24 protein-coding genes are annotated in these 20,746 nt (G+C 53.3%); 10 read left to right on the forward strand and 14 right to left on the reverse strand.

The window, feature by feature from the left end; genetic code table 11:
• Nucleotide 1: 1 nt before the first annotated feature.
• The 3 genes from JJU14_RS11320 to JJU14_RS11330 all read right to left on the reverse strand — a co-directional run bounded on the left by JJU14_RS11320 (nt 2) and on the right by JJU14_RS11330 (nt 3,223).
• On the reverse strand, nt 2-685 hold the full coding sequence (locus tag JJU14_RS11320) for a hypothetical protein (protein WP_228613618.1): 684 nt from the start codon (nt 683-685) through the stop codon (nt 2-4).
• 147 nt (nt 686-832) lie between these two features.
• Nucleotides 833-1,333: a hypothetical protein gene (locus JJU14_RS11325; protein WP_228613620.1), complete on the reverse strand. Its 501-nt coding sequence runs from the start codon at nt 1,331-1,333 to the stop codon at nt 833-835.
• Nucleotides 1,334-1,891: 558 nt separating this feature from the next.
• Nucleotides 1,892-3,223 (reverse strand): TonB family protein, encoded by a 1,332-nt coding sequence (locus JJU14_RS11330; protein ID WP_228613622.1) that lies wholly within the window; start codon nt 3,221-3,223, stop codon nt 1,892-1,894.
• Between the two features lie 128 nt (nt 3,224-3,351).
• On the opposite strand from JJU14_RS11330, the gene JJU14_RS11335 reads away from it, so the two are divergent.
• On the forward strand, nt 3,352-3,762 hold the full coding sequence (locus JJU14_RS11335) for a thioesterase family protein (protein WP_228613624.1): 411 nt from the start codon (nt 3,352-3,354) through the stop codon (nt 3,760-3,762).
• Nucleotides 3,763-3,764: 2 nt separating this feature from the next.
• Here JJU14_RS11335 and JJU14_RS11340 read toward each other — a convergent pair whose 3' ends face one another.
• The 11 genes from JJU14_RS11340 to cyaY all read right to left on the reverse strand — a co-directional run bounded on the left by JJU14_RS11340 (nt 3,765) and on the right by cyaY (nt 14,561).
• A complete protein-coding gene (locus JJU14_RS11340; RefSeq protein ID WP_228613626.1) occupies nt 3,765-4,433 on the reverse strand; it encodes a hypothetical protein in 669 nt (222 codons plus the stop codon).
• A gap of 249 nt (nt 4,434-4,682) precedes the next feature.
• Nucleotides 4,683-5,765: a cyanophycinase gene (locus tag JJU14_RS11345; protein WP_228613628.1), complete on the reverse strand. Its 1,083-nt coding sequence runs from the start codon at nt 5,763-5,765 to the stop codon at nt 4,683-4,685.
• Nucleotides 5,766-5,825: 60 nt separating this feature from the next.
• Nucleotides 5,826-7,217: a pre-peptidase C-terminal domain-containing protein gene (locus JJU14_RS11350; RefSeq protein ID WP_228613630.1), complete on the reverse strand. Its 1,392-nt coding sequence runs from the start codon at nt 7,215-7,217 to the stop codon at nt 5,826-5,828.
• A gap of 428 nt (nt 7,218-7,645) precedes the next feature.
• Nucleotides 7,646-9,022 carry a TonB family protein gene (locus JJU14_RS11355; RefSeq protein WP_228613632.1) on the reverse strand — a complete coding sequence of 459 codons (1,377 nt, stop codon included), beginning with the start codon at nt 9,020-9,022 and terminating at the stop codon, nt 7,646-7,648.
• 79 nt (nt 9,023-9,101) lie between these two features.
• Nucleotides 9,102-9,620, reverse strand: a complete 519-nt coding sequence (locus tag JJU14_RS11360; protein WP_228613634.1) for a DNA-deoxyinosine glycosylase — start codon at nt 9,618-9,620, stop codon at nt 9,102-9,104.
• Nucleotides 9,621-9,626: 6 nt separating this feature from the next.
• A complete protein-coding gene (locus JJU14_RS11365) occupies nt 9,627-10,718 on the reverse strand; it encodes a heme biosynthesis HemY N-terminal domain-containing protein (RefSeq protein ID WP_228613636.1) in 1,092 nt (363 codons plus the stop codon).
• The gene (locus JJU14_RS11370; RefSeq protein ID WP_228613638.1) at nt 10,715-11,887 is read right to left on the reverse strand and encodes a uroporphyrinogen-III C-methyltransferase; all 1,173 of its coding nucleotides are present in this window, start codon (nt 11,885-11,887) and stop codon (nt 10,715-10,717) included. Before JJU14_RS11370 ends, JJU14_RS11365 begins: the two co-directional genes overlap by 4 nt.
• The gene (locus JJU14_RS11375) at nt 11,884-12,630 is read right to left on the reverse strand and encodes a uroporphyrinogen-III synthase (RefSeq protein ID WP_228613640.1); all 747 of its coding nucleotides are present in this window, start codon (nt 12,628-12,630) and stop codon (nt 11,884-11,886) included. Before JJU14_RS11375 ends, JJU14_RS11370 begins: the two co-directional genes overlap by 4 nt.
• The gene (hemC, locus tag JJU14_RS11380; RefSeq protein ID WP_228613642.1) at nt 12,630-13,559 is read right to left on the reverse strand and encodes a hydroxymethylbilane synthase; all 930 of its coding nucleotides are present in this window, start codon (nt 13,557-13,559) and stop codon (nt 12,630-12,632) included. Before hemC ends, JJU14_RS11375 begins: the two co-directional genes overlap by 1 nt.
• Nucleotide 13,560: 1 nt before the next feature.
• Complete coding sequence (locus JJU14_RS11385; RefSeq protein ID WP_228613644.1) at nt 13,561-14,241, reverse strand: alpha/beta fold hydrolase; 681 nt, start codon at nt 14,239-14,241, stop codon at nt 13,561-13,563.
• Nucleotides 14,238-14,561: an iron donor protein CyaY gene (gene cyaY / locus JJU14_RS11390; RefSeq protein WP_228613646.1), complete on the reverse strand. Its 324-nt coding sequence runs from the start codon at nt 14,559-14,561 to the stop codon at nt 14,238-14,240. The genes JJU14_RS11385 and cyaY overlap by 4 nt, the downstream gene beginning before the upstream one ends.
• A gap of 72 nt (nt 14,562-14,633) precedes the next feature.
• Here cyaY and JJU14_RS11395 point away from each other — a divergent pair, with 72 nt between their 5' ends.
• The 9 genes from JJU14_RS11395 to JJU14_RS11435 all read left to right on the forward strand — a co-directional run.
• On the forward strand, nt 14,634-14,834 hold the full coding sequence (locus tag JJU14_RS11395) for a lipoprotein (RefSeq protein ID WP_228613658.1): 201 nt from the start codon (nt 14,634-14,636) through the stop codon (nt 14,832-14,834).
• Nucleotides 14,821-16,068 (forward strand): diaminopimelate decarboxylase, encoded by a 1,248-nt coding sequence (lysA, locus tag JJU14_RS11400; RefSeq protein ID WP_228613648.1) that lies wholly within the window; start codon nt 14,821-14,823, stop codon nt 16,066-16,068. Before JJU14_RS11395 ends, lysA begins: the two co-directional genes overlap by 14 nt.
• Nucleotides 16,065-16,925, forward strand: coding sequence for a diaminopimelate epimerase (gene dapF, locus JJU14_RS11405; protein WP_228613660.1), 861 nt, complete (start codon nt 16,065-16,067; stop codon nt 16,923-16,925). Before lysA ends, dapF begins: the two co-directional genes overlap by 4 nt.
• Entirely contained in the window at nt 16,922-17,620 is a 699-nt protein-coding gene (locus tag JJU14_RS11410) for a DUF484 family protein (protein WP_228613650.1), read from the forward strand. Before dapF ends, JJU14_RS11410 begins: the two co-directional genes overlap by 4 nt.
• Nucleotides 17,610-18,545: a tyrosine recombinase XerC gene (gene xerC, locus JJU14_RS11415; protein ID WP_228613652.1), complete on the forward strand. Its 936-nt coding sequence runs from the start codon at nt 17,610-17,612 to the stop codon at nt 18,543-18,545. The genes JJU14_RS11410 and xerC overlap by 11 nt, the downstream gene beginning before the upstream one ends.
• Nucleotides 18,546-18,618: 73 nt before the next feature.
• Nucleotides 18,619-18,891, forward strand: coding sequence for a CopG family ribbon-helix-helix protein (locus JJU14_RS11420; RefSeq protein ID WP_228590478.1), 273 nt, complete (start codon nt 18,619-18,621; stop codon nt 18,889-18,891).
• Entirely contained in the window at nt 18,879-19,169 is a 291-nt protein-coding gene (locus tag JJU14_RS11425; protein ID WP_228590480.1) for a type II toxin-antitoxin system RelE/ParE family toxin, read from the forward strand. The genes JJU14_RS11420 and JJU14_RS11425 overlap by 13 nt, the downstream gene beginning before the upstream one ends.
• 35 nt (nt 19,170-19,204) lie before the next feature.
• The gene (locus JJU14_RS11430; protein WP_228613654.1) at nt 19,205-19,906 is read left to right on the forward strand and encodes an HAD-IA family hydrolase; all 702 of its coding nucleotides are present in this window, start codon (nt 19,205-19,207) and stop codon (nt 19,904-19,906) included.
• A gap of 83 nt (nt 19,907-19,989) precedes the next feature.
• Nucleotides 19,990-20,746, forward strand: a 757-nt coding sequence (locus tag JJU14_RS11435) for a UvrD-helicase domain-containing protein (protein ID WP_228613656.1), incomplete at its 3' end; no start/stop codon positions are given.

A 20,746-nucleotide genomic window follows, 5' to 3' on the forward strand; every position in this document is an offset into this window, starting at 1 on the left:
ATTACAGCAATTGCTTTTTCAGCGCTTTGGCGATGGGATGATTTTGGGCAATCGCCTGCTCCAACATAGCCAAGCCCATTGCTTTATCACCGTCTAAGATCCGCTGAGTACTACTCCAGGCCAGGACATCAGGATCTTGCTGTGCAATCAGATACTGCTCCCAACGTTGATCAAACGCAGCCATAATTTGCTGTGCCCTGTGATCACCATTGCGGGCAGCCATATCCCACCAATACCTCGCTGTCATATTGGCTGGTAGCTCTTGGATTGGCTGGATAGATAATTGATAACGACCACGGTTGTTCTGACTACTCAGAATACGGTAACGGCCGGGTGCGGCTACAGTATTAATGGTTGCCGCCAACAGCTGTTCTTCATCCCAGTTAGAGCTCTCACGCAGATAATCAACCTGAGTAATACGCCCCCCGGATGCCAACTCGATATGCGCCAGCCCTACAAAACCATCCAGCGATGCAGACAAACGAGGCCGATCCCGGAACAGACTCAGATCAGGCTCCATATCCTGCTCACTCAGTTCATGCCTTACCTGCCAGCTTTTATTTGAGCCCATAGCAACAAGCTCGAACAGGGTACCAAGCACTTCTTGATGTCGAGGTGAGCCGGCATTGGCAAAATCCCAAAGCTTATCGTTATGCAAGAGTGCATGCACGCGTTGCAAATTCAAGTCAGCGTCCAATGTGAAATCCATACGGACGCGCACGATATGCTTTTCACCCGTAGCCTCATACTGCCAACGCCTGACGGCACGTGTCGCCGTGCGCTCAAAAACTCCTTGCGGGAAGGCATCCAATGTATCAATGGTCTGAACCTTTCATTCCTCGTCAATCAAAAAGCGCAGCATGACGTAACCAAACTGGCCTTTGCGTGCGGCATCTGCTGGATACTTAGGAGCTGGCCGGTGAACCGGCTCTGGGCCGGCAGTGCGTTGAGTAATCGCATCGACACGCAGTCTTGGCAACTCAATACGTTGCTGCAATGCGGTATACATTTGCTCTGCTTCTAACAGCTGCTCCTGGCTTAGTGCGTCGGACACTTGCTGAATGGCATTGACAGCCCCCGGGTGATCCAGCTCAGCCGCCAGAAAAAAGTAACCCAGCGCTTTGGCCTTATTGACAGGTTGGCCCTGTCCATGCAATGCCATCACACCCAGGTTGTAAGCTGCAGTTTCATTGGCTAACGGAATAAGCTCAGCAAAGCCTTGCTTTGCTTTAGCAAAGTCTTGTTGCTGATACGCATCAAGAGCGTCCAGCCAACTGTTGGCGAAGGAAGCCTGTGTCACCAACAACAAGCAAAAGGGAAGGATCCATTTCATACACAATCTCCAGTAACAATTGATTAAAATAATAGCTGCAACTAACGACAAAAACAATCACTCTCTTGCCAAACTGGTCCAGCTAATGTGGCTATGGCACAATTTGTTTGCCTGGACCAGAAAACCGGCAAAGCATTTCCTATCGAAGGGGCTCTGAAAGAACGGTTGCAGCAACAACTGCAGGCATCAAAGCCATCTATACTCGGATCACCGATGAGGCAGCGATTACCGATACGTATGTTCTCACTGCCATCATGGATTTCCTGAAAGCGCTTCGCTACGGTTATTTTTGGCTGCACATGCCGTTGTATTTGCTGCGCCTGATGTGTCGATGCCAACTCCTCTGCTGGTTGTACATGACGTAGGGTGCGGTCCATTTCACTTCCACGCTGGTTCGTACCAGGTGTCAGCGCTGTTGGCTCCACTACGGGGCGTTCTGCGCCCTCTCTTTTATCTGCTATTACCACCTTATCAACGTCCGCAATCAGAACCGGTTCGCTTCTCGTTGCCGGCAGCACAGCCTCCTTAATGGTAAAGCCCCAGCCGGGGATTTACGCTTTATAACAGCTGTTTTTTTAGCGCTTTAGCAACCGCATTATTGCCAGCAATTGCCTGCTCCAACAGCTTACCGCCGGCTTCTTTTTGACCCTCGAGAATCATCCGGGTTGCTTTCCAGGCCATCACTTCCGCATCCAGCTCCGCTAACAAATAAGCCTCCCAATGCTCATCGTACGCTGCCATCATTCGCTGCGCATCCTTATTGCCATTTCGGGCTGCCTGCTCCCACCAGAAGCGTGCCGACAAAGTCTTCGGCACTTCAAAGGTTGCAGAAACACTAGGCCTTCGGCTGCGCATGTCTGCCGTGCGGTAGATGTAATAAACATCATGCTCAACTTTACCACTCAGACTCAACCCAACTAAATCCGTGATGTCACTTTCAGCGGCAATAGTGGCTGATAGTTGCTCGGTAATAGTGCCTGACTCATCCACTCGAACGGTTGCCCGGCCAAAGAAGCCATCAAAACCAGCTCGCAGTCTACTGCGAGGCTCGAACACGGAGAAATCAGGCCCGATCGCTAACGGCAAGCTTTTATCAACCGACAGGTTGTTATGGCTCTGGATCTCCCCTAATCGTAACAAGGTGCCCAACACCAGTTGATGCGATGGTGAGCCGGCAACCGCATAATCCCACAAGCGATGCTCTTCAATGATCTCTGCTAACCGCATAGGCTTAATCGATACACCTTCAAGCGAGTAGCTAAGCTGAACTCGCATCACATGTTTTTGCTCACTTGGCTGATAACGCCAGCGCTTAACCGCCTGCACAGCCGAGCGTTCGAATACATTTTTTGGATAGGCATCAATCGTATCCACCACCTGCACTCGCCCAGTCTCATCGACCAGGAAACGCAAATTCACATAACCAAACAAACCACGCTGAGCTGCCTCTAGCGGGTATCTGGGGTTAACACGCCGTACTGGCTCAGGATACTCTTGAGACTCTTCCAATTGGTACACACGCTTAGCAGGAACTTCAACCAAAGCCAGCCATTGCCGGTACTGAGTTCGGGCCTGCATCAGACTCGCTTCCGAAGCCTGTGCTTGCAGGCGCAATAAAATATCACTGGCCTGCTCATGGCCCAGCTCATCGGCAAGCATAAAATAAGCCATGGCCTTCACAGGGTCAGCTTCTACCCCCTCGCCTTGATACCACATAGCACCCAGATTAAAAGCCGCCGTTTCGTTACCCAGTGGTATCAACTTTACAAACTCAGCGTTCGCAGTTGCATAATCCTGTTGTTCGTAAGCTTGCATGGCTTTTAACCAATCTGCTGATGTAGTCCCACTTAACAATAAGCAGCCTAACATCATAAAACCAATCAATTTCATAAGAAAATCCCTCTTATAGGCACTCACAACTTAACTGATTATTTACCATTAATCAACCAAACCTCCAGACTGGTCTAGCCAGTGTGGCTATGGCACAATAAACATCCCTTGTAGACTATGAGCCTATTATGACGCACCTAACCGAAATTAAAGTTCGCGGCTATCATCTTGATATTTACCAGCATGTGAACAATGCCCGTTATCTGGAATTTTTAGAGGAAGCACGCTGGGGTTATCTCGAAGACAATGGCGATATTGAGTTCTTTCGGGAACTGGGCCTGGCTTGGGTGATTGTGAACATCAACATCAATTACCGCGAAGCCGCCACCATGGGCCATACCCTGCAAATCAGTACCCATTTCAGTAAAATTGGCAGTAAAAGTGCCATGGTGCGCCAGGAAGTGCGGATAAAAGGCAGCGACCGCATTGCTGCCGATGCAGACATTACTTTTGTTTGCCTGGACCAGAAAACCGGCAAAGCGGTGCCTATCGAAGGGGCTCTGAAAGAACGGTTGCAGCAACAACTGCAGGCATCATAAAGTTAGGGTTCGATACGGCGAGAGCGTCGCTGCAAAATCTGCTGCAGCTGCTGGCCAGCATCGGCAGCGTCTTCATCGCCGCAGGCTACCCGTCGTGCGGCCATTAAGGCTGCAAAACCATCTTTGCTGGGGTCTGCCAGACGGCAACCATCCCTGGTACGAATGATTTGTAGCCCATCATCCAATTGAGCAACCACCTGCCGGGCCGGATCTCTGGGTATTTCCTGAAAACGCGGTGCCACGGTGATTTTTGGTTCTGAGTGCTGTTGCTGCTGCCGGGCTTGATGCTGCAGGGCCAGATCTTGCTCTGGCTGCAGATACTGACGGGAGCGTTCCAGCAAAGTGCCGGTGTGAGTACCAGAGCCACGGCTGGTTAGCTCAGCCAGGCTTTCGGATTCGTGAGCTTGTTCTGCTGCCATTTCCGCCATCCGGTCCGCTCGTTCTGGCGCCCTGGCCTGCTCCAACGCCACCTGAGTTTCTGCCACCCCGATCTCCGCCATGTGCTTGGTTATGCGCTCGGCAAGCGGTTTGTCTGGCTCTTCAGGCTCAGGCAAAGCAGTCAGTGCCTCAATCTCAATGACGCTCGGGCTGGGAGCCTGATAAAAATAAGCTTCTATAGCTATCGCTACAGGACCATCCTGCTCTGGCTGCAACCAGCTCTGCTGACTCATCAACCAAAACAATAATGCATGAAGGCATAGAGCGCAGGCTATGGGCAAGCGCCATGATAAAGAGCCGGCTGCATCTGCTCGTATCTCGTAATCATCCGGGCTCTGTTCGGAACTGTTATCTGAATTTAGCCCAATCCAAAAGGGGTCTTGTCGTGCCACTGAGCCTGCTTACACTGACGTTAAGTGCAAGATAGACCACCATTTTGATTAAAAATTCAGCCAAAACATTATTGACTGCCAGCAAGCTACTCAGTAAGGGTTGCTTGGTATGTAAAAAGCGTCCTGTCGTCCATCCAGGCTGATACGCAGCGGAGTCACGTTGCTATGGTAGCTGCCAAGCTGATAGTGATCTCCCGGTGTCAGACGGTAGCGTAGCAGATCATCAATGAGCACCGGCTGGCCACACTCGATTTGACGAAACACCGTTTGGTCGTCGGATCTGACCATGTAGACCTCATGTTGGCCATACACCTCCGCCTGGCCGTCGCGCGCCACCCAGAGCGCGGTTTGCTCCGATACGGCAATCCCCGTCAGATTGCGGTTGGCATGATGCGCCAAAAACACCATCAACCGACCCATCCGGTCACGCTGTTTAAAGTGGGTGTCGGTGATGGTGCCGCTTAGCATTGGCGCCTGCAAAAAATCGCCACTGAATTTAATGTTCGTATCACAAAAATCCTGCACCACCTCGCTGGACACCGCACTGCCAACCCCATCCGGGTTATAAACGACTTCACCCAAAATGGCATTGCCCGCCGAGGTGCCGCCAATGATGGCTCCTTTCTGGTAGGCATAATGCAGCTTTTGCTGCAGCCGGGTATCCTGCCAGTAGCGAATGTATTCGGACTGATCGCCACCGGCAAACCAGATAAACTCGGCGCTTTGCAACGCCCAGGCGACATAATCGCTGTTGGCTTTATCGCGGCTATCTACTATTAGGGTCTCTACCGAAGCCGCTGCGGTCAACTGTTGCAGATACTGGTTATAGCCTGCACCACCGCGGGTGCGCAGCACCAGCACATTACCGCCCTGAATATGCGGCCTGACTTTCTGGGCAAAAATGCTATCCACATCGGTACTGCCTCCCATCAGAATTACTCCGGCCTGCTCCGCGTCCAAAGGCACACAGACATCACCGGTATAGCCTACCGCATAACGGGTCAAGTTCGCGGGCAGCTCTGGGCGCGAGCCATAACCACAGGCCTCAGCGTTGGCTAAATCTTCCATCATCTGCAGCAACTCGGTTTGTGTGTCCTTGCTGCTGCAGCTCACGATTAATAACACCATCAACCCCAAGGTTAGGGCCGGTACAAGGTTTTTTTGGATGAACATGATTCCCATAACTTCCAGATAGTATCGCCTTGCCCCTTGGGCAAGGCGATGTTGATTGCATTAATAGGGATTGGATGGCGTATAGAAACTACTAAAGTTGCCATTGATGCCTATGCGAATAGGCGACACCGAGCTACTGTTATTCAGCAGGTTGTAGCTATCGCCTGGCAACAAACGGTAACGCAGTAAATCATTGACCACCACCGGCTGACCACAGCTGGTTTGCTGGTACTGAGTCTGACCATCGGCGCGCAGCACATAGGCTTCGTACTGACCATCCACCACGGCATGGCCATTGGCCTGCACAAACAGTGACGTGCGCTCGGATACACCAATGGCACGGCCATTGCTGCCTAAATGCGCCTGGAACACCGCCGAGCGTCCCATTCGATCCCGCTCATAGAAGTGGGTGTCGTTGATGGTATTGGCCAACATCGGAATCGTCAGAAAATCGGTGCTGATTTGAATGGTATTATGGCAGAAATCTGTTACTACTTCCGAGCTAACTGCACCCTGGACGCCATCTGGGTTATAAACAAACTGGCTCAGCACATGATTGCCCGCCGAGGTACCACCGACCACACCACCTTTATCGTACACATACTGGATGGCTTCTTCCACCTTGGTACCTTGCCAGTTGCTGATGTAGGTACTCTGATCACCACCCGCCAGCCAGACAAACTCCGCAGTACGGATCACCCAATCGACGTAATCACTGTTGGCTTTGTTGCGGCTATCCACAATGATGGTTTCTACCGAAGCTGCATTGGTCAGCCCTTGTAAGTAACTGTTGTAAGCACCGGTACCGGCAGTACGCAGCACCACAATGTTGCCGCCCTGAATGTGCGGGGCCACCCGCAGGCTGAAGGCATCGTCCACATCGGTCCCGCCACCCATCAGCAATACTGCAGGCTCACTCAACTCTACACAGTTGTCCTCCAGGCTGCCGACCCGATAAACCGTCAGGCCGCCTGGCTTGCTAGGCCTTGGACCATAGTCACAACTACCAGGTGCCGGATCGCCGCCCGGATCCTCCCCGTGGCCTTCACCATTAAAGTTGACCACCAACTGGTAATTGCCCGTACCCGAATAGCGGGTGACTTTGATGTAATGCCGACCAGGAGCTGCTGCCGGATAAGTGCCGGTTTCGGGGTTATTGGCTGTTTGGCCGGATAAGATGTAATTACCGGTTTCCCGGTACAAAAACCAGTCAAAATCGGCATTATTACCATGGCTTAGGCTAATAGAGATGTCGCCGGTAGTGGTGGTGTCAAAATAAAACCAATCAACATCGTTGCGATTGTGAATACTGGCATTCACCGTAACACCAGAGCACAAAGGCCCGTTGGCCCGACTTTCGGTGTTGTTGTTTTCCTGCTCCTGCGTCAGACAGGCGTAGGCATGACTACTGAATAACAGCGCCATAGCGCTGATTTGAACAAGTGCTTTCATTGTTGTTTCCTGCTTATCGTTATTATGAAGGTTGCCCAAAGGGCGTTTACCACGCAGCATGAACGACAGGTACTCACACTGCGGTAGTATTTGGTTTGAACCTAGGCTCAGAACTTAGAAGGGAAGACTATTCGTCGAACCACTCAGAAAGGTGATAATCGGTAGCGCAAGCGTGCAAGCCCTGCTGACGGAAGGCCAGGCAACTGGAGTCGATGAGACTGGGGCGATGCACGTTCATACAAAGATGTTGGATTGATTACTTTGTAAACACTATTGACCTGAAACTGGCAGCTGTCAAGAAAAAAGTTGGCAACTGTCAGCTTTATTGACAGCCACTAAAGAAAAGTCTTTATCAATAAAATAGTTAGTTTTCATCCCGCAACTATCACGTCAGGCAAAACTGCCGTCATGATACGCGAAGAGCTTATCTACTCGTCACCCGTCAAGACACTAAGCAGTTCCTCAGCCACCCTATAGCCCTGTTCAGCGGCCTGTCGCAACAATGCCAAACCCTGCTCTTGCTCGCCATCCAGTGTTAAACGTACACCGTGCCAGGCCATGGATGCCAGGTCCTGTTGCTGTAATAAGTAGAACTGCCAGTCAATGCGCTGATTTGCTAAAATACGCTGCGCTTTCAGGTTGCCATTTTTTGCCGCCTCGCCCCACCAAAAATCAGCGGTATGTTGTCGAGGAATAGGGTAAAGCTTTTGCACTAAGATCGCGTCTCTGCGCGAGGGACGACTGATGGAATACCTGCCAGCATTGGCGCCTCGAATACGCTGCCCGATGAGAGCTGCCGTATCTGGTGCCTCCAGTGCATGATCCGCCAGCACCGCATCTATGACGCCATTTTCATCAACGTGCACCAGGGTATACCCTAAAAATTGACGATGCCTAAAAGTGAGAGTCTGCGGTCTCAAGAGCTCCGTAAAGTCTGGGGCTTCCCCCTTGTCAGGAAGAGACTCATCAACATAAGTCTGTTTGCCGGAGGCAATATGAATGAGGTGCAAAATGCTACCCACATATTCCTGATAGCCTGACACCCCCAGTACCGCATAGTCCCAAATCTTATCGCGCGTCAGTAAATGCTCAACCTCGCGCGCACGCAAAGAGCCTGGCACCCAGAAGTTCAACTGCGTACTGAGCAAGTGCTGTTGCCCGGTAGGCTCAAACTTCCATCGTTTCAGGGTTCTGAGCGTACTTCGCTCGTAGTTCCCGCTGGGATAACTGTCAATGACATCTACCACTGGCACACTGCCATCCTTGTCGACCAGAAAACGAACCACAATGTACCCAAAGCGGCTGCGGCGATGAACCTCGTCAGGAAAAACCGGCATCGGAGTCTGTACTGACTGTAATTGAACCAGATCATAGAGTTGAGTGGCTGCTGCATCGTCCCGTATCACAACTTGCTGCTGCAACTCTTCATAACGCAGCCTGGCTAAGCGTCGTTCGCTTTCGCTGAGCTGTTCTGAAATATGCTGCTGTGCTGCCACTGCATCATCATTCCCAAGTGCTCGGGCTAAGTGCAAATAAGCCAAAGACTCAATATGGTTCGCTTCAACCTCCCGGCCATGGTAATACATAACCCCCAGATTAAAAGCAGCCTGAGCATTTCCCAACACTATCAGTTCAGAAAAGCCGGAATAAGCAGCGGCATAGTTTTCTTGCTCGTAGGCTTGTAAAGCCTGAAAAAAATCGGCTTTGATCGCACCTGAGTAGCCGATGCATACCAATGCAGCACTCAATACCATGCAGCGCCAGCTTTTGCCACCCCGTCTATTGCTACCCATTCCATGCGTCATAAAAATTCCTGGCTTCGTCTGAACTGAAAAAATAATACAGCAGCACAACGCTATGATCACTTAAATTTAAACAGTAAACCTAACTATTTTTCCGTTTTTGCAATTGCTCCGCTAGCTGCGACCAGGCTTGTAAACGTGCTTGTCGGCTAATGCCGGCATTGGCAGGGCTACTGGAGGGCAGCACAAGCAGGCTGCATGCCTTCGGTAACATCACCTTGGGCAGTACCAGCTGGCGGAAGCTGGCTTCGGCTTTTTTGCCATTGAAAGCGATGAGTTGGAGCTGTGGATGGTTTTGGATAAAGCCAGCAAAATCATTGGGGATTTCATTGCGAATGGCGCTGTCCAGGCTACCCTTTCGCTCGCAGTGCTGCAGCACATCCCAGAGTGCAACTTTACTGCGCTGTAAAGCCACTAAGCGCTCTGGGTAAGGCAAACCAACATCAAAGCCAAACAACTCGGCCATCATCGGCCAGAAATGGTTGCGCGGATGACCATAGTACTGCTGCTGAGCCAAGGACGCGGCACCCGGCATACTGCCGAGCAACAGCACACGTGCATCCGGGTGGCTTACCGGCGCCAGGCCGGTGAGCTGGTTCATAAGGGGCTAGCCCTTGCTAACAGCCAACTCCGGCTGATACTGCAGGGCTTTTTTCCAAGATAGCCGAGCTTGCTCCAACTCCCCCTCCTGCTCTGCCAACCAGCTCAGTAAGGCATACAGATAACCGTTGCCAGCATGATCGCGCAACCAGTGCTGCACCTGCTTACGTAGCTGCAACACGGATTTTCCGAGTGGGATCTGACGTAAATAAGGCCAGGCCAGCTCGATATCAGCCAACGCCAGGGTATTTACCAACAAACGCTCAGCCTGCTCAGTCTGGCCCTGATTCGCTTTGGCCCAAGCCCGGCCAATCACAGCAGCTACTGATTTACGCTCACGCCCTGGCAAAGCCTGCCAATAGTCGGCTTGCTCCGAAAAATGCCCGCTCTGCACCAAGCTACTGATGGCCTTCGGATAAATCTGATAACGCTGCACTGCCCATTGCGACTTGCTAAACCAACGATATTTCAGTGCAGCCGGTACTTGCTCCAACAGCTGTTGCCATTGCCCGGCCTGTTGCAAGCTGAACAAATACAATTGCCCCAAGCCACAGGCTTTCGGTTGCTGCGCTACTTTGGCCTGCAGCAAGTTAGCTGCCTGAGCCGCCTGCCCCTGCTGGATCAGCAAATCGGCCTGCACAAACCAGGTGTTGGGGTCCTCCGCAGCCAACTGTTGGACCAACTGCTCAGCCTGCGGTGTCTGACCGGCATAAAAGGAGGCGTAGCCCGCCAGCATGCGTTTCTCATCCTGATACTGCGAGTGGGCCAGCGACTGCTGCAGCAAATTCGCCGCATCCTGCCACTGTTGTCTGGCAAAAGCCCGTAAGCCTTCCTGAAAAGCTTGTTCTGCTTTTTGGCGCCGGCGCCACTGCCAAAAACGCCAGGAGCGGCTTGGCAAACGCCATAATGCCCGAAGCAACTTTGCCATCAGCCACAGCAGCAGGCTGCTGACGATCAAGAGCACCACCAGGCCAACCACCGTCATTTCCAGGGTATAGCCCGCCAGCACAATACGAACATAGCCAGGCTCTGCCAGCACCAGAGGCCCCAGCCACATCGCCGCGGCCAGCAGCAGAATGATCAGCAGCAAACGTATCATAACTCGTCTCCTGCATCCTCACCCAACAACTGTATGGTGCGCTGATAGCGCTGTAAGGCTTCCAGACTTTGCAGTGGAGCGATATAGCCTGGGTGCAGTTCCAGCCGCGCCAGCTCTACCAACCTGGCCGACAACTGTTGAGTGCCCGCATCGGAGGCTTCAAAATAGCGCTGCACCAAATCAGCCGCCTCGCGCAAGCTGGCTTGAAATAAAGCACTTTGTTGTTGCATGGCTGCCAGTTCGGCCTGCACCAGTTGCTGCTGCAGACGTTGCCGCAGCAAAAATTGCTGCTCAAGACTCAGGCTAAAATTATCCTCGGCCATACTGCGACGAACCTGCACCAACTGCTGCAGTCCCTGGCGCCACAAGCGCAGCCCGCGCTCACGCCAGCCTGCATCGGTTGGTTCTGAGTGTGCTTGCAGCGTCTGCTGCTGATCTTTAAATGGCAGCTGCTGCGCCAACTCACGTAATGACCGGATGCTCAGTTGTGTCTCGGTGGGATCAGGAATACGGAGCCTGGACAGGGCTTGCTCATCTTGGCGAATGGCTTCACGTACTGAAAGCAAAGCAGGCTCACCCAAGCGGGCTAAACGGCTATCGGCACTTTTTAACAGTTGCAGGCTGGTTGCTACATCCAATTCCAGCCAGATCTTCTGGCTGGCCATACGCAGCAGATAATCCACCTCGGCCAACAGCCAGATGCTGGGCGCTGCACCCTGCTGCTGCTCTAAGCGCTGCTCGATAAAACGCAACTGTTGCTGAAACTGGGTTTGCTGCTGTTGCAGTTGCCGTCTCAGTTCATCCTGCTGCTGACGTTGTTGTTGCTGTGATTGCTCCAACTGACGCTGCTGCTCATCTCTTAGTTGTTGCTGGCTGCGCTGCAACCCAGATCGCTCTTCATCCAGCTGGCGTTCTAAGGCCTGCTGCTGGCGCTGTTGGCCATCACTCAGCTGCTGCCACTGCGGGTAAAGCCAGTAGCCTGCCGCAACCAAAGCTCCCGTCAACAGCAAGCTATACAACAAGGCCAGCCAGGCAATGCCACGCCCGGTTCTGACTACAGGTTGCTGCAAGTCTGCTTCGGACAGATAACGCATCTCATCACCTGACTGCTCCGGCTGCGCGACTTGTTCCGACTGCTGTTCGCTGGCTTTGCTTGGCTCACTGCTCATAAATAATCCCTCTTGTAATGACATATCGCTGCCATAAGCGCGCTATCGTTGGCGTTATCTGCCAGTATAATCTTGCTGACCGGGATGCCAAGTGCCAGTGCCGAATCGTGCATGCGCGGACTGACCAAAATCCAGTGCCGGCTGCGCAACCAATCATGGGCGGCAACCGGTAGCAGTGAAAATAAGCGGCGCAGAATTTCTTCGCTGGTCACCAGTATACAACTGACTTGCTGCTGCCAGATTGCAAACAGTGCCTCACCATCCAACTCAATGGGCAACCGGTGATAGCTTTGCACATAACGCACCCGGGCACCGCGTTGCTGCAGTCCCTGCTTCATCAGCTCCCGCCCACTCTGACCGCGCACGATCACGATGTTCTGACCATCCACCTGCTGCATGCAAGGCATCGACAACACCCCTTCACTGCGCTGATCAGCCGGGTACAACACTTCCCGTCCGGACCATTGCTGCAATACGGTCGCGGTGGTCTGCCCCACCGCTCGTAGCGGTGCTTTCAGCTCACTGGCATCCAGTTGTTGTTGCAACGAGGTGACCGCACTGACACTGACAAACACCAATTGGTCAGCCTGCTGCAGTAACTGCAACTCTTTGGGCTTAACCGGTACCAGTTGGGTGGCAATAAGCGGCTGGTAGAGATACACCAAGCCAAGCTCATCCAAACCCGCCAGTAACGCATCTGCTTTACCGGCTGGCCGGGTAACTAACAGCGTTTGGGCACTCATCATCGCTCCTGGTATGCAGCCGCAAGTAGTTCAGCCGCCCCCTGCTCCAATAGCGCTTCAGCCACCTGTACCCCCAAAGCTTCAGCCTGCTGACGTGGCGCTCTGGCTTCAGCCTGTAAAATCTGACCACCATCCAAGGAGCCAACCAAACCGCGAAGCCATAGGGTATCCCCGCTAAGCTCGGCATAAGCGCCTATTGGCACCTGGCAACCACCTTGCAATCGCCGGTTCATCGCCCGCTCTGCCAGCACCCGATCCGCAGTATCGGTATCATGCAGGGCCGCTAGTAGTTGCTGTACAGCGGGGTCGTCGGCCCGGCACTCAATGCCCACAGCACCCTGGCCGTTGGCTGGCAGGCTCTGCTCTGGCTCTAACCAGCCGGCAATCCGCTGCTGAAAACCCAGTCGAATCAAACCGGCCGCTGCCAGGATAATGGCATCAAAGTCGCCCTGATCCAGCTTGGCCAAACGGGTATTGACGTTACCACGTAAGTCTTTGATCTGTAGATCCGGTCGCCGAGCTTTTAGCTGACACTGCCGGCGCAGGCTGGAGGTGCCAACTACAGCACCGGCTGGCAAATCCGCCAGGCTGGCATAGCGATTGGACACAAACGCATCGCGCGGATCTTCCCGCGGGCAAATGGTATGCAGCACCAGGCCGTCAGGAAAGGCTACCGGCACATCTTTCATACTGTGGACAGCAATATCAGCCCTGCCATCCAGCAAGGCCGTTTCCAGCTCTTTGACAAAAAGACCTTTGCCGCCAATTTTAGCCAGCGGTGTATCGAGAATTTTATCGCCTTGGGTCGACATCGGCACCAATTGCACGGTTAATTGCGGATGGTGCTTTTCCAATTCGGCCTTAACATACTCAGCCTGCCACAATGCCAGCGCACTTTTACGGGTGGCAATTCGTACCATCTGGCTCATGTTAGTTTTCCCTGTCCGTCATTAACAGGCGCTGCAAAAAGCTGCTGATATCGGCTACTTCCTGGGCGCAGACGCTGTGTTCCATCCGATATTCGTGCCAACTCACAGCAAACCCCTGTTTTTTAAGGGCGTGAAAGGCCTGTTGTCCACCGGCGACCGGCACGACCGGGTCCTGGACGCCGTGACCAATAAATACCGGTGTCGCTTTGTTGTTGGCAGTGGCCTCCGCCGGCAATTTTTCTGGCGCACATAGATAGGTTGATAATGCCATCACGCCAGCCAGTTTGTAAGGCAAGCGCGCCAGCAAGTGCAGAGCAATCACCCCACCTTGGCTAAAACCAGCCAGCACGATACGCTCGGATGGCATGCCTTCAGCAATCAGCTGATCCAGCAACTGCTGCACTTTAACCGCCGACTGACGCACCCCGGTTTCGTCGGCCCGGCTTAGTAAGTCCATGCTTTTAATGTCATACCAGGAACGCATTTCCATGCCGCCGTTGATGGTGACCGGTTGCACTGGGGCGTGAGGAAAGATAAAACGGATGCCGGCATCGGCAGGTAATCGCAACTCAGGTACGATTGGCGCAAAGCCATGGCCGGAATCACCCAAGCCATGCAACCAGACGACTACAGCCTTGCAAGGCCCCTGGGCTGGTGTATCAACAAAAGGAAGTACTGTCATGCTATTGGCTCTAATTGAATGGCAACGCCCGCCTGCTTGCTGGCGGCATCGTTGATTAACGCCCAGAACTCCAGGCCGGTTCGGTTATCTATCCACTGCCCCTGCTGCCATTCGCAGTGATGGCCGTTAAACTTGGTGGCTATCCACAACTGATGCAGCGGTGGTTGCTTGTTGATGATGATTTTGCTGCCATCGGCGAAGGTAATATCCAGCTTGCCACCCATGGATTCATAATCCAGATCCACCTCCAACTGCTCAACGGCTTCTTCAACCGCCAGCAGGGTGGCATCGGCTAATTCGTCATATTCGCGATCATTCATTACGTCACCTGTTTGCTTTTGCTGCTAAGGATGCGATTATAGAGCCTCTGGCAATTTATGAAATACATCACCATGCATCTAGGCTATCGTTTTCGTCCGTTGTCTGCTCGCTTCCTGCTGATCCTGGGCGCTCTTTTGGCCCTGTCTGCCTGCGGTCAGAAAGGCCCACTTACCTTACCACAACCGCCGGAAGCTGTCGCAGAAGAGCCAGCCGCCGAGTCAGAAAATTCCGTTGTCGCCGTACCACAGAGTAACCCCCATGGACCATTTTAATTACCGCGAGCAGCAGCTCTTTGCCGAAGAAGTACCACTAAGCGAGATTGCCGCTCATTATGGCACACCTTGCTATGTCTATTCCCGCGCTACCATAGAACGGCATTACCATGCCTTTGCCGATGCCGCTAAGGCCCATCCGCACCTGATTTGCTATGCTGTCAAAGCCAACAGCAATATTGCCGTGCTGGATGTACTGGCCCGGCTTGGTTCGGGTTTTGATATCGTCTCAGAGGGTGAACTGCGCCGGGTGATGGCCGCAGGTGGCGACCCGAAAAAAGTAGTATTCTCCGGTGTTGCCAAAACCGCCGATGAAATGCGCTATGCGCTGCAACTTGGTATCAAGTGTTTTAATGTGGAATCCGAAGCCGAGCTCAAGCGGCTTCAGCAGGTGGCGAAAGAGCTGGATCAGCTGGCACCGGTCTCTATCCGGGTCAATCCGGACATCGATGCCAAAACCCATCCGTATATTTCTACCGGCCTGAAAGCCAATAAATTTGGCATTGATATCAACGACGCTGAACGCATTTATCAGCAGGCGGCTGCAGCCTCGCATTTGCAGGTGGTCGGTGTCGACTGCCATATCGGCTCGCAACTGACCGAAACCCAACCTTTTCTGGATGCATTGGACAAACTGCTGGCCTTAATTGACCGACTGGCAGACCAGGGGATCCAACTGCAGCATATCGATGTCGGTGGTGGCCTGGGTGTGCGCTACCAGGATGAAACCCCGCCACATCCCAGCGAGTATGCCGCTGCTGTGGTCGAGCGGTTAAAACCTTACCCGCAGCTGACACTGATTTTTGAGCCTGGCCGTGCCATTATGGCCAATGCCGGTGTGCTGTTGACCCGGGTTGAGTACCTAAAACCTGGCCAGGAGAAAAACTTTGCCATTGTCGATGCGGCCATGAACGATTTAATTCGACCAGCGCTATACAGTGCCTGGCAAGCCATCTTGCCGGTGCAGCAGCAAGCCGGCACAACGCAGCTGTATGATGTGGTCGGTCCGGTCTGTGAAACCGGAGACTTTCTTGGTAAAGATCGGCCTTTAGTCATTGCCGAAGGCGATTTACTGGCAGTGCGCTCAGCCGGCGCCTATGGTTTTACCATGAGTTCCAATTACAATAGCCGGCCCAGAGCGGCCGAGGTGCTGGTGGATGGCAGTCAAAGCCACCTGATCCGGCAGCGTGAATTATGGCAGGATTTATGGCGCGGCGAACAAACTCTTCCATGAATGCACAGCGACCCGATAAACGAGGCACCCTGTTGCAGTTTTCCAAAATGCATGGCCTCGGCAATGACTTTATGGTGGTGGACAATGTCAGCAACAACGTCTACATCACACCGGAGCAAATCCGCCGGCTGGCCGATCGCAACTTTGGCATTGGCTTTGACCAACTGCTGATGGTGGAGCCGCCTTATGATCCTGATCTGGATTTTCATTACCGCATCTTCAATGCCGATGGCTCCGAAGTCGAGCAATGCGGCAATGGTGCTCGCTGTTTTGCCCGCTTTGTCCGGGCTCGCGGCCTGACCAACAAACACAAAATTGGGGTCAGCACCAAATCCGGCACCATCCAGCTGCTGGTCGAGCCGGATGGCCAGGTCACGGTCAATATGGGCGTACCGCAACTAGATCCGGATAGGGTCCCCTTTAAAGCCCAGAAACAAGAAACCACCTACATTCTGCGAGCCGACGATCAAACGCTGTTGGCAGGTGTGGTTTCTATGGGCAACCCCCATGCGGTGACCATTGTCGAGCAGCTGGAAGCCGCTCCGGTTGATATTCTCGGGCCTTTATTTGAACTGCACGAACGCTTTCCGGATCGTGCTAATATCGGTTTTATGCAAATCATCTCGCCACAGCACATTAAGCTTCGGGTTTGGGAACGCGGCGTCGGGGAAACCCTGGCCTGCGGTACCGGTGCCTGCGCTGCCGTGGTAGTAGGCGCTTTGCAAAAGAAACTACAGCAACAGGTGCGGGTGGACTTACCCGGTGGCAGCCTGACCATTCGCTGGCAAGGTCCGGGTCAACCAGTGCGGATGACCGGGCCGGCCACCCATGTGTACGATGGACAAATTGTATTATGAGCAAGAACAAGGACAACAAAACGCTGACCGCGGCCGAACTTCAGGCCGATGAGCAACTGATGCAGGCGGCGCTGGTGATCGATCACCTGCAGCAGCATCCGGATTTCTTTTTGCAGCATCCAGGGCTGCTGGCGGAGTTGCGATTGCCGCATCAGCAAAAAGGCAGCATCTCGCTGGTCGAACGAAAGCTCGAATTGCAGCGCGAGAAAATCAGTGCGCTGGAAGAAGAAATCACCCGTCTGATGGGCATTGCCCGCCACAATGAGCTTATTTTCAAAGCATTGAATCAACTGCATGTGGATCTGATGCAGTGTCAGCATGCTGAAGAGCTGCAACAGCACCTGGATAGCTTTACCGCCGCCATGCCCGGTGTGCATGCCTGCAAACTGTTTTCCTTTGTCGACGGCAACAATCAACCGGATTTCAGCCAGTTCGAACTGCTGCTAAATCGGCGGCTAAATGGCCGCAAGCTTTACCTGGGCCGGCTGAATCAGGAAGAACAGCAGCATATTTTTCCGGCCAGCATTCATTCGGTGGCGCTACAGCTGATCCAGGTGCAGGATAACCCCTTGGCTTTGCTGGCTTTTGGCAGTGAGCAGGACGATCATTTCCAACCGGAAATGGACAATCTGTTCCTCGCCCATCTGGCAGAGCTGGTAGTTCGGGTGCTGTCACCAGCCCATCATGCCGCTTAAAACCGGGCAAAATGCTTTGCCAGCCAGCCTGGCAGAGCCGTTGGAACGATTTTTGGCTTATTTGCGTAACGAGCGCAATTACAGCCAGGCCACGCTAAACAGCTACCGCCAGCAACTGCAGGTCATTGGCAGCAAACTGCCGGTGCAACACTGGCAGGATGTCAGCCAGGCCATGCTGCAGCGACTGTTAATGCAGGATTTTCAGCAGGGCCTGGCGCCGCGCTCACTGGCTCTACGCGCTGCCAGCCTGCGCAGCCTGTTCCGCTTTTTGCAGGCGCAAAATCCACAGGCGCTGAATCCGGCGCAACACCTGAAAGTCCCCAAGGCTCCGAAAACCTTACCCAAACAGCTGGATGTCGATCAAATTCGTCAGTTGCTTGATGCCGAACCCGAGGATCTGCTTGGCTATCGTGACCGCGCCATGCTGGAACTGTTTTACTCTTCCGGCCTGCGTTTAGAAGAGCTGGTTAACATCAATCTGCCGGATATCAATTGGTCGGAGCAGCAATTGCGGGTGCGCGGTAAAGGCAGCAAAGAGCGTATTGTGCCGATAGGCCGTTTCGCGATAAAAGCCCTGAAAACCTGGCTGCAACACCGGCCCGAACTGACCGGTCCAACCTTACCGGAGCAGGACAAGCAGGCACTGTTTTTAAGTGCGCAGCACAGGCGCATCTCTACCCGTCAAGTAAGAGAGCGCGTGCAACGCTGGGCCAAACTGCAGGGGCTGCCGCAATCCTTGCACCCACATATGCTGCGCCACTCCTTTGCCAGCCATTTGCTGGAATCCAGTGGCGACCTGCGCGCCGTACAAGAGCTGTTAGGCCATGCCAACTTAAGCACCACCCAGGTGTATACCCATCTGGATTTTCAGCATCTGGCCAAGGTGTACGATGGCGCGCACCCAAGGGCGAGGAAGAAAAGCTGAGTTTTCGAGTGGCCAACAGGGATATTGTTGTTATAGTATTAAAAGGTATTACCTATCACTATCAAGGTGCACAATGGCCACATCGGTAAAGCTTGACGATGATATGAAGAACCGGATCCAGCAGTTGGCTAAAGCACGCCATCGTTCATCGCACTGGATTATGCGCGAAGGGATCCGTGAGTATGTTGAACGCGAGGAGAAGCGGGAATCGTTCAAACAGGATGCATTATCTGCCTGGGACGCCTACCAGAAAAACGGTCTGCATCTGACCCTGGAAGAGGCTGACGCTTGGTTGGCGAAGCTTGAAACGGGCGACGATGTGGAACCACCTAAGTGCCACATCTGATCTGGTCTCCGTCCGCTCTTACCGATGTTCAGCGACTCTATCGCTTCCTTGCAATCCAAGATCAAAACGCGGCTCGCCTTGCCATCAAAACAATTCGGGCAGGCGTAAAGATACTGGCACATCAGCCAGGGTCAGGACGTCCGGTTGAAGATATGGAGCCTGAGTTCAGGGAATGGCTGATTGACTTCGGCAGTAGCGGTTACATTGTGTTGTATCGTTCTGATGGTGAAACAGCAACCATTCTTGCTGTGCGACATCAAAAAGAAGCTGGATACTAAGCCAACTAAACCCGTTCCAAGCACTGATAATGACTATGCAATTCTTTAAGACCATCCAGCGCATCTCTGCTTTGTCCTTTGATCTGGATGACACTCTGTACAACAATGCCCCGGTCTTGCTGGCCGCAGAGCAAGCCATGCTGCAAAGTTTGCAGCAGCAACTGCAGCCCGAACTGCACAGACCCTTGGAGTACTGGAGCCAACTGCGTTGGCAACTGGGGCAACAGCAGCCTGATATTCGCCACGATATCGGCCGCTGGCGTTTGCACGGCATTGAAGCTGGTTTAATTCAGCTTGGGCTGGCTGAATGTGAAGCCAGTGAGATAGCCGACCTCGCATATCACGCTTTTTGGCAGGCACGCAGCCGCATTCAGATCCAGCCTGAGGTGCGTCAGTTGCTTGAGCAACTGGCCAGCCGCTATCAACTAATAGCCATCACCAATGGCAATGCCTGCATTCAACGCATGGGGCTTGGCGATTTATTTGAGTTCAGTCTGCAAGCCGGGCCGGATGGCAAAATGAAGCCTTTTCCTGATCTGTTTCTGGCCGCCGCCAAACGGCTACAAATCCCACCACAACAGATCCTGCATATTGGCGACAGCCACCGTGCCGATGTGATGGGCGCATTAAGCGCTGGCTGCCAGGCCGCCTGGCTGGATCACCATCAAAGTCGTGTGTCCGTTTTGCCACATATTCGGCTGACCAAACTGTCGCAATTAGCCAGCCTGCTGGGCTAAACACTGGATATTCATCCACCCAAGCCTTGGCCTGTCACTCAGGCCTGTTATAATGCCCTTTTCTGAGATAACCGGATGCCCTGATGGATGTATCGAGCCTGCTGGATGACCTGAACGACCCCCAACGCGAAGCGGTGGCAGCACCGCCGCAGCATATGCTGGTGCTGGCCGGGGCTGGCAGTGGCAAAACCAGGGTATTGATCCACCGGTTGGCCTGGCTGATGCAGGTAGAACGAGTGGCCCCCTACAGTTTGCTGGCAGTGACCTTCACCAACAAAGCAGCGCAGGAAATGCGTGGCCGCATTGAACAGACCGTTGGCGTCAGCTTGCACAACCTCTGGATGGGCACTTTTCATGGCCTGTCACACCGTTTATTACGCACTCACTACCAGCAGGCAGGTTTGCCACAGGGGTTTCAAATTCTGGACTCCGACGATCAGTACCGGCTGATCCGCCGGGTGCTAAAAAGCTTGAACCTGGATGAAAAGCACTGGCCTGCCAAACAAATCCAGTGGTTTATCAATGCCCGCAAAGACGAAGGCGAACGGCCGGGCCAGATTGAGGCTGGTGGTGATTTCAGCCTGCAGACCATGGTCAAAATTTATGCTGCTTATCAGGACGTTTGTGATCGGGCTGGTCTGGTCGATTTTGCCGAGATCTTGCTACGCTCGGTCGAGTTGTTGCAGCAAAACCCTGAAGTACGGGCGCACTACCAACAGCGCTTTCGCCATGTGCTGGTGGATGAGTTTCAGGATACCAACGCCATTCAGTACCGCTGGCTGAAGCTGCTGGCAGGGCCAGACAGCAAGGTGATGATAGTCGGCGATGACGATCAGTCGA

This window comes from Alkalimonas sp. (assembly GCF_020831925.1).
Lineage (GTDB): Bacteria > Pseudomonadota > Gammaproteobacteria > Enterobacterales > Alteromonadaceae > Alkalimonas.

What these genes read in the sequence shown, in the direction of transcription:
- JJU14_RS11325 (WP_228613620.1), bottom strand. Translation starts at nt 1,333, where the DNA reads ATGAAATGGATCCTTCCCTTTTGCTTGTTGTTGGTGACACAGGCTTCC.
- JJU14_RS11330 (WP_228613622.1), bottom strand. Translation starts at nt 3,223, where the DNA reads ATGAAATTGATTGGTTTTATGATGTTAGGCTGCTTATTGTTAAGTGGG.
- JJU14_RS11335 (WP_228613624.1), top strand. Translation starts at nt 3,352, where the DNA reads ATGACGCACCTAACCGAAATTAAAGTTCGCGGCTATCATCTTGATATT.
- JJU14_RS11340 (WP_228613626.1), bottom strand. Translation starts at nt 4,433, where the DNA reads ATGAGTCAGCAGAGCTGGTTGCAGCCAGAGCAGGATGGTCCTGTAGCG.
- JJU14_RS11345 (WP_228613628.1), bottom strand. Translation starts at nt 5,765, where the DNA reads ATGTTCATCCAAAAAAACCTTGTACCGGCCCTAACCTTGGGGTTGATG.
- JJU14_RS11350 (WP_228613630.1), bottom strand. Translation starts at nt 7,217, where the DNA reads ATGAAAGCACTTGTTCAAATCAGCGCTATGGCGCTGTTATTCAGTAGT.
- JJU14_RS11355 (WP_228613632.1), bottom strand. Translation starts at nt 9,022, where the DNA reads ATGACGCATGGAATGGGTAGCAATAGACGGGGTGGCAAAAGCTGGCGC.
- JJU14_RS11360 (WP_228613634.1), bottom strand. Translation starts at nt 9,620, where the DNA reads ATGAACCAGCTCACCGGCCTGGCGCCGGTAAGCCACCCGGATGCACGT.
- JJU14_RS11365 (WP_228613636.1), bottom strand. Translation starts at nt 10,718, where the DNA reads ATGATACGTTTGCTGCTGATCATTCTGCTGCTGGCCGCGGCGATGTGG.
- JJU14_RS11370 (WP_228613638.1), bottom strand. Translation starts at nt 11,887, where the DNA reads ATGAGCAGTGAGCCAAGCAAAGCCAGCGAACAGCAGTCGGAACAAGTC.
- JJU14_RS11375 (WP_228613640.1), bottom strand. Translation starts at nt 12,630, where the DNA reads ATGAGTGCCCAAACGCTGTTAGTTACCCGGCCAGCCGGTAAAGCAGAT.
- hemC (WP_228613642.1), bottom strand. Translation starts at nt 13,559, where the DNA reads ATGAGCCAGATGGTACGAATTGCCACCCGTAAAAGTGCGCTGGCATTG.
- JJU14_RS11385 (WP_228613644.1), bottom strand. Translation starts at nt 14,241, where the DNA reads ATGACAGTACTTCCTTTTGTTGATACACCAGCCCAGGGGCCTTGCAAG.
- cyaY (WP_228613646.1), bottom strand. Translation starts at nt 14,561, where the DNA reads ATGAATGATCGCGAATATGACGAATTAGCCGATGCCACCCTGCTGGCG.
- JJU14_RS11395 (WP_228613658.1), top strand. Translation starts at nt 14,634, where the DNA reads ATGCATCTAGGCTATCGTTTTCGTCCGTTGTCTGCTCGCTTCCTGCTG.
- lysA (WP_228613648.1), top strand. Translation starts at nt 14,821, where the DNA reads ATGGACCATTTTAATTACCGCGAGCAGCAGCTCTTTGCCGAAGAAGTA.
- dapF (WP_228613660.1), top strand. Translation starts at nt 16,065, where the DNA reads ATGAATGCACAGCGACCCGATAAACGAGGCACCCTGTTGCAGTTTTCC.
- JJU14_RS11410 (WP_228613650.1), top strand. Translation starts at nt 16,922, where the DNA reads ATGAGCAAGAACAAGGACAACAAAACGCTGACCGCGGCCGAACTTCAG.
- xerC (WP_228613652.1), top strand. Translation starts at nt 17,610, where the DNA reads ATGCCGCTTAAAACCGGGCAAAATGCTTTGCCAGCCAGCCTGGCAGAG.
- JJU14_RS11420 (WP_228590478.1), top strand. Translation starts at nt 18,619, where the DNA reads ATGGCCACATCGGTAAAGCTTGACGATGATATGAAGAACCGGATCCAG.
- JJU14_RS11430 (WP_228613654.1), top strand. Translation starts at nt 19,205, where the DNA reads ATGCAATTCTTTAAGACCATCCAGCGCATCTCTGCTTTGTCCTTTGAT.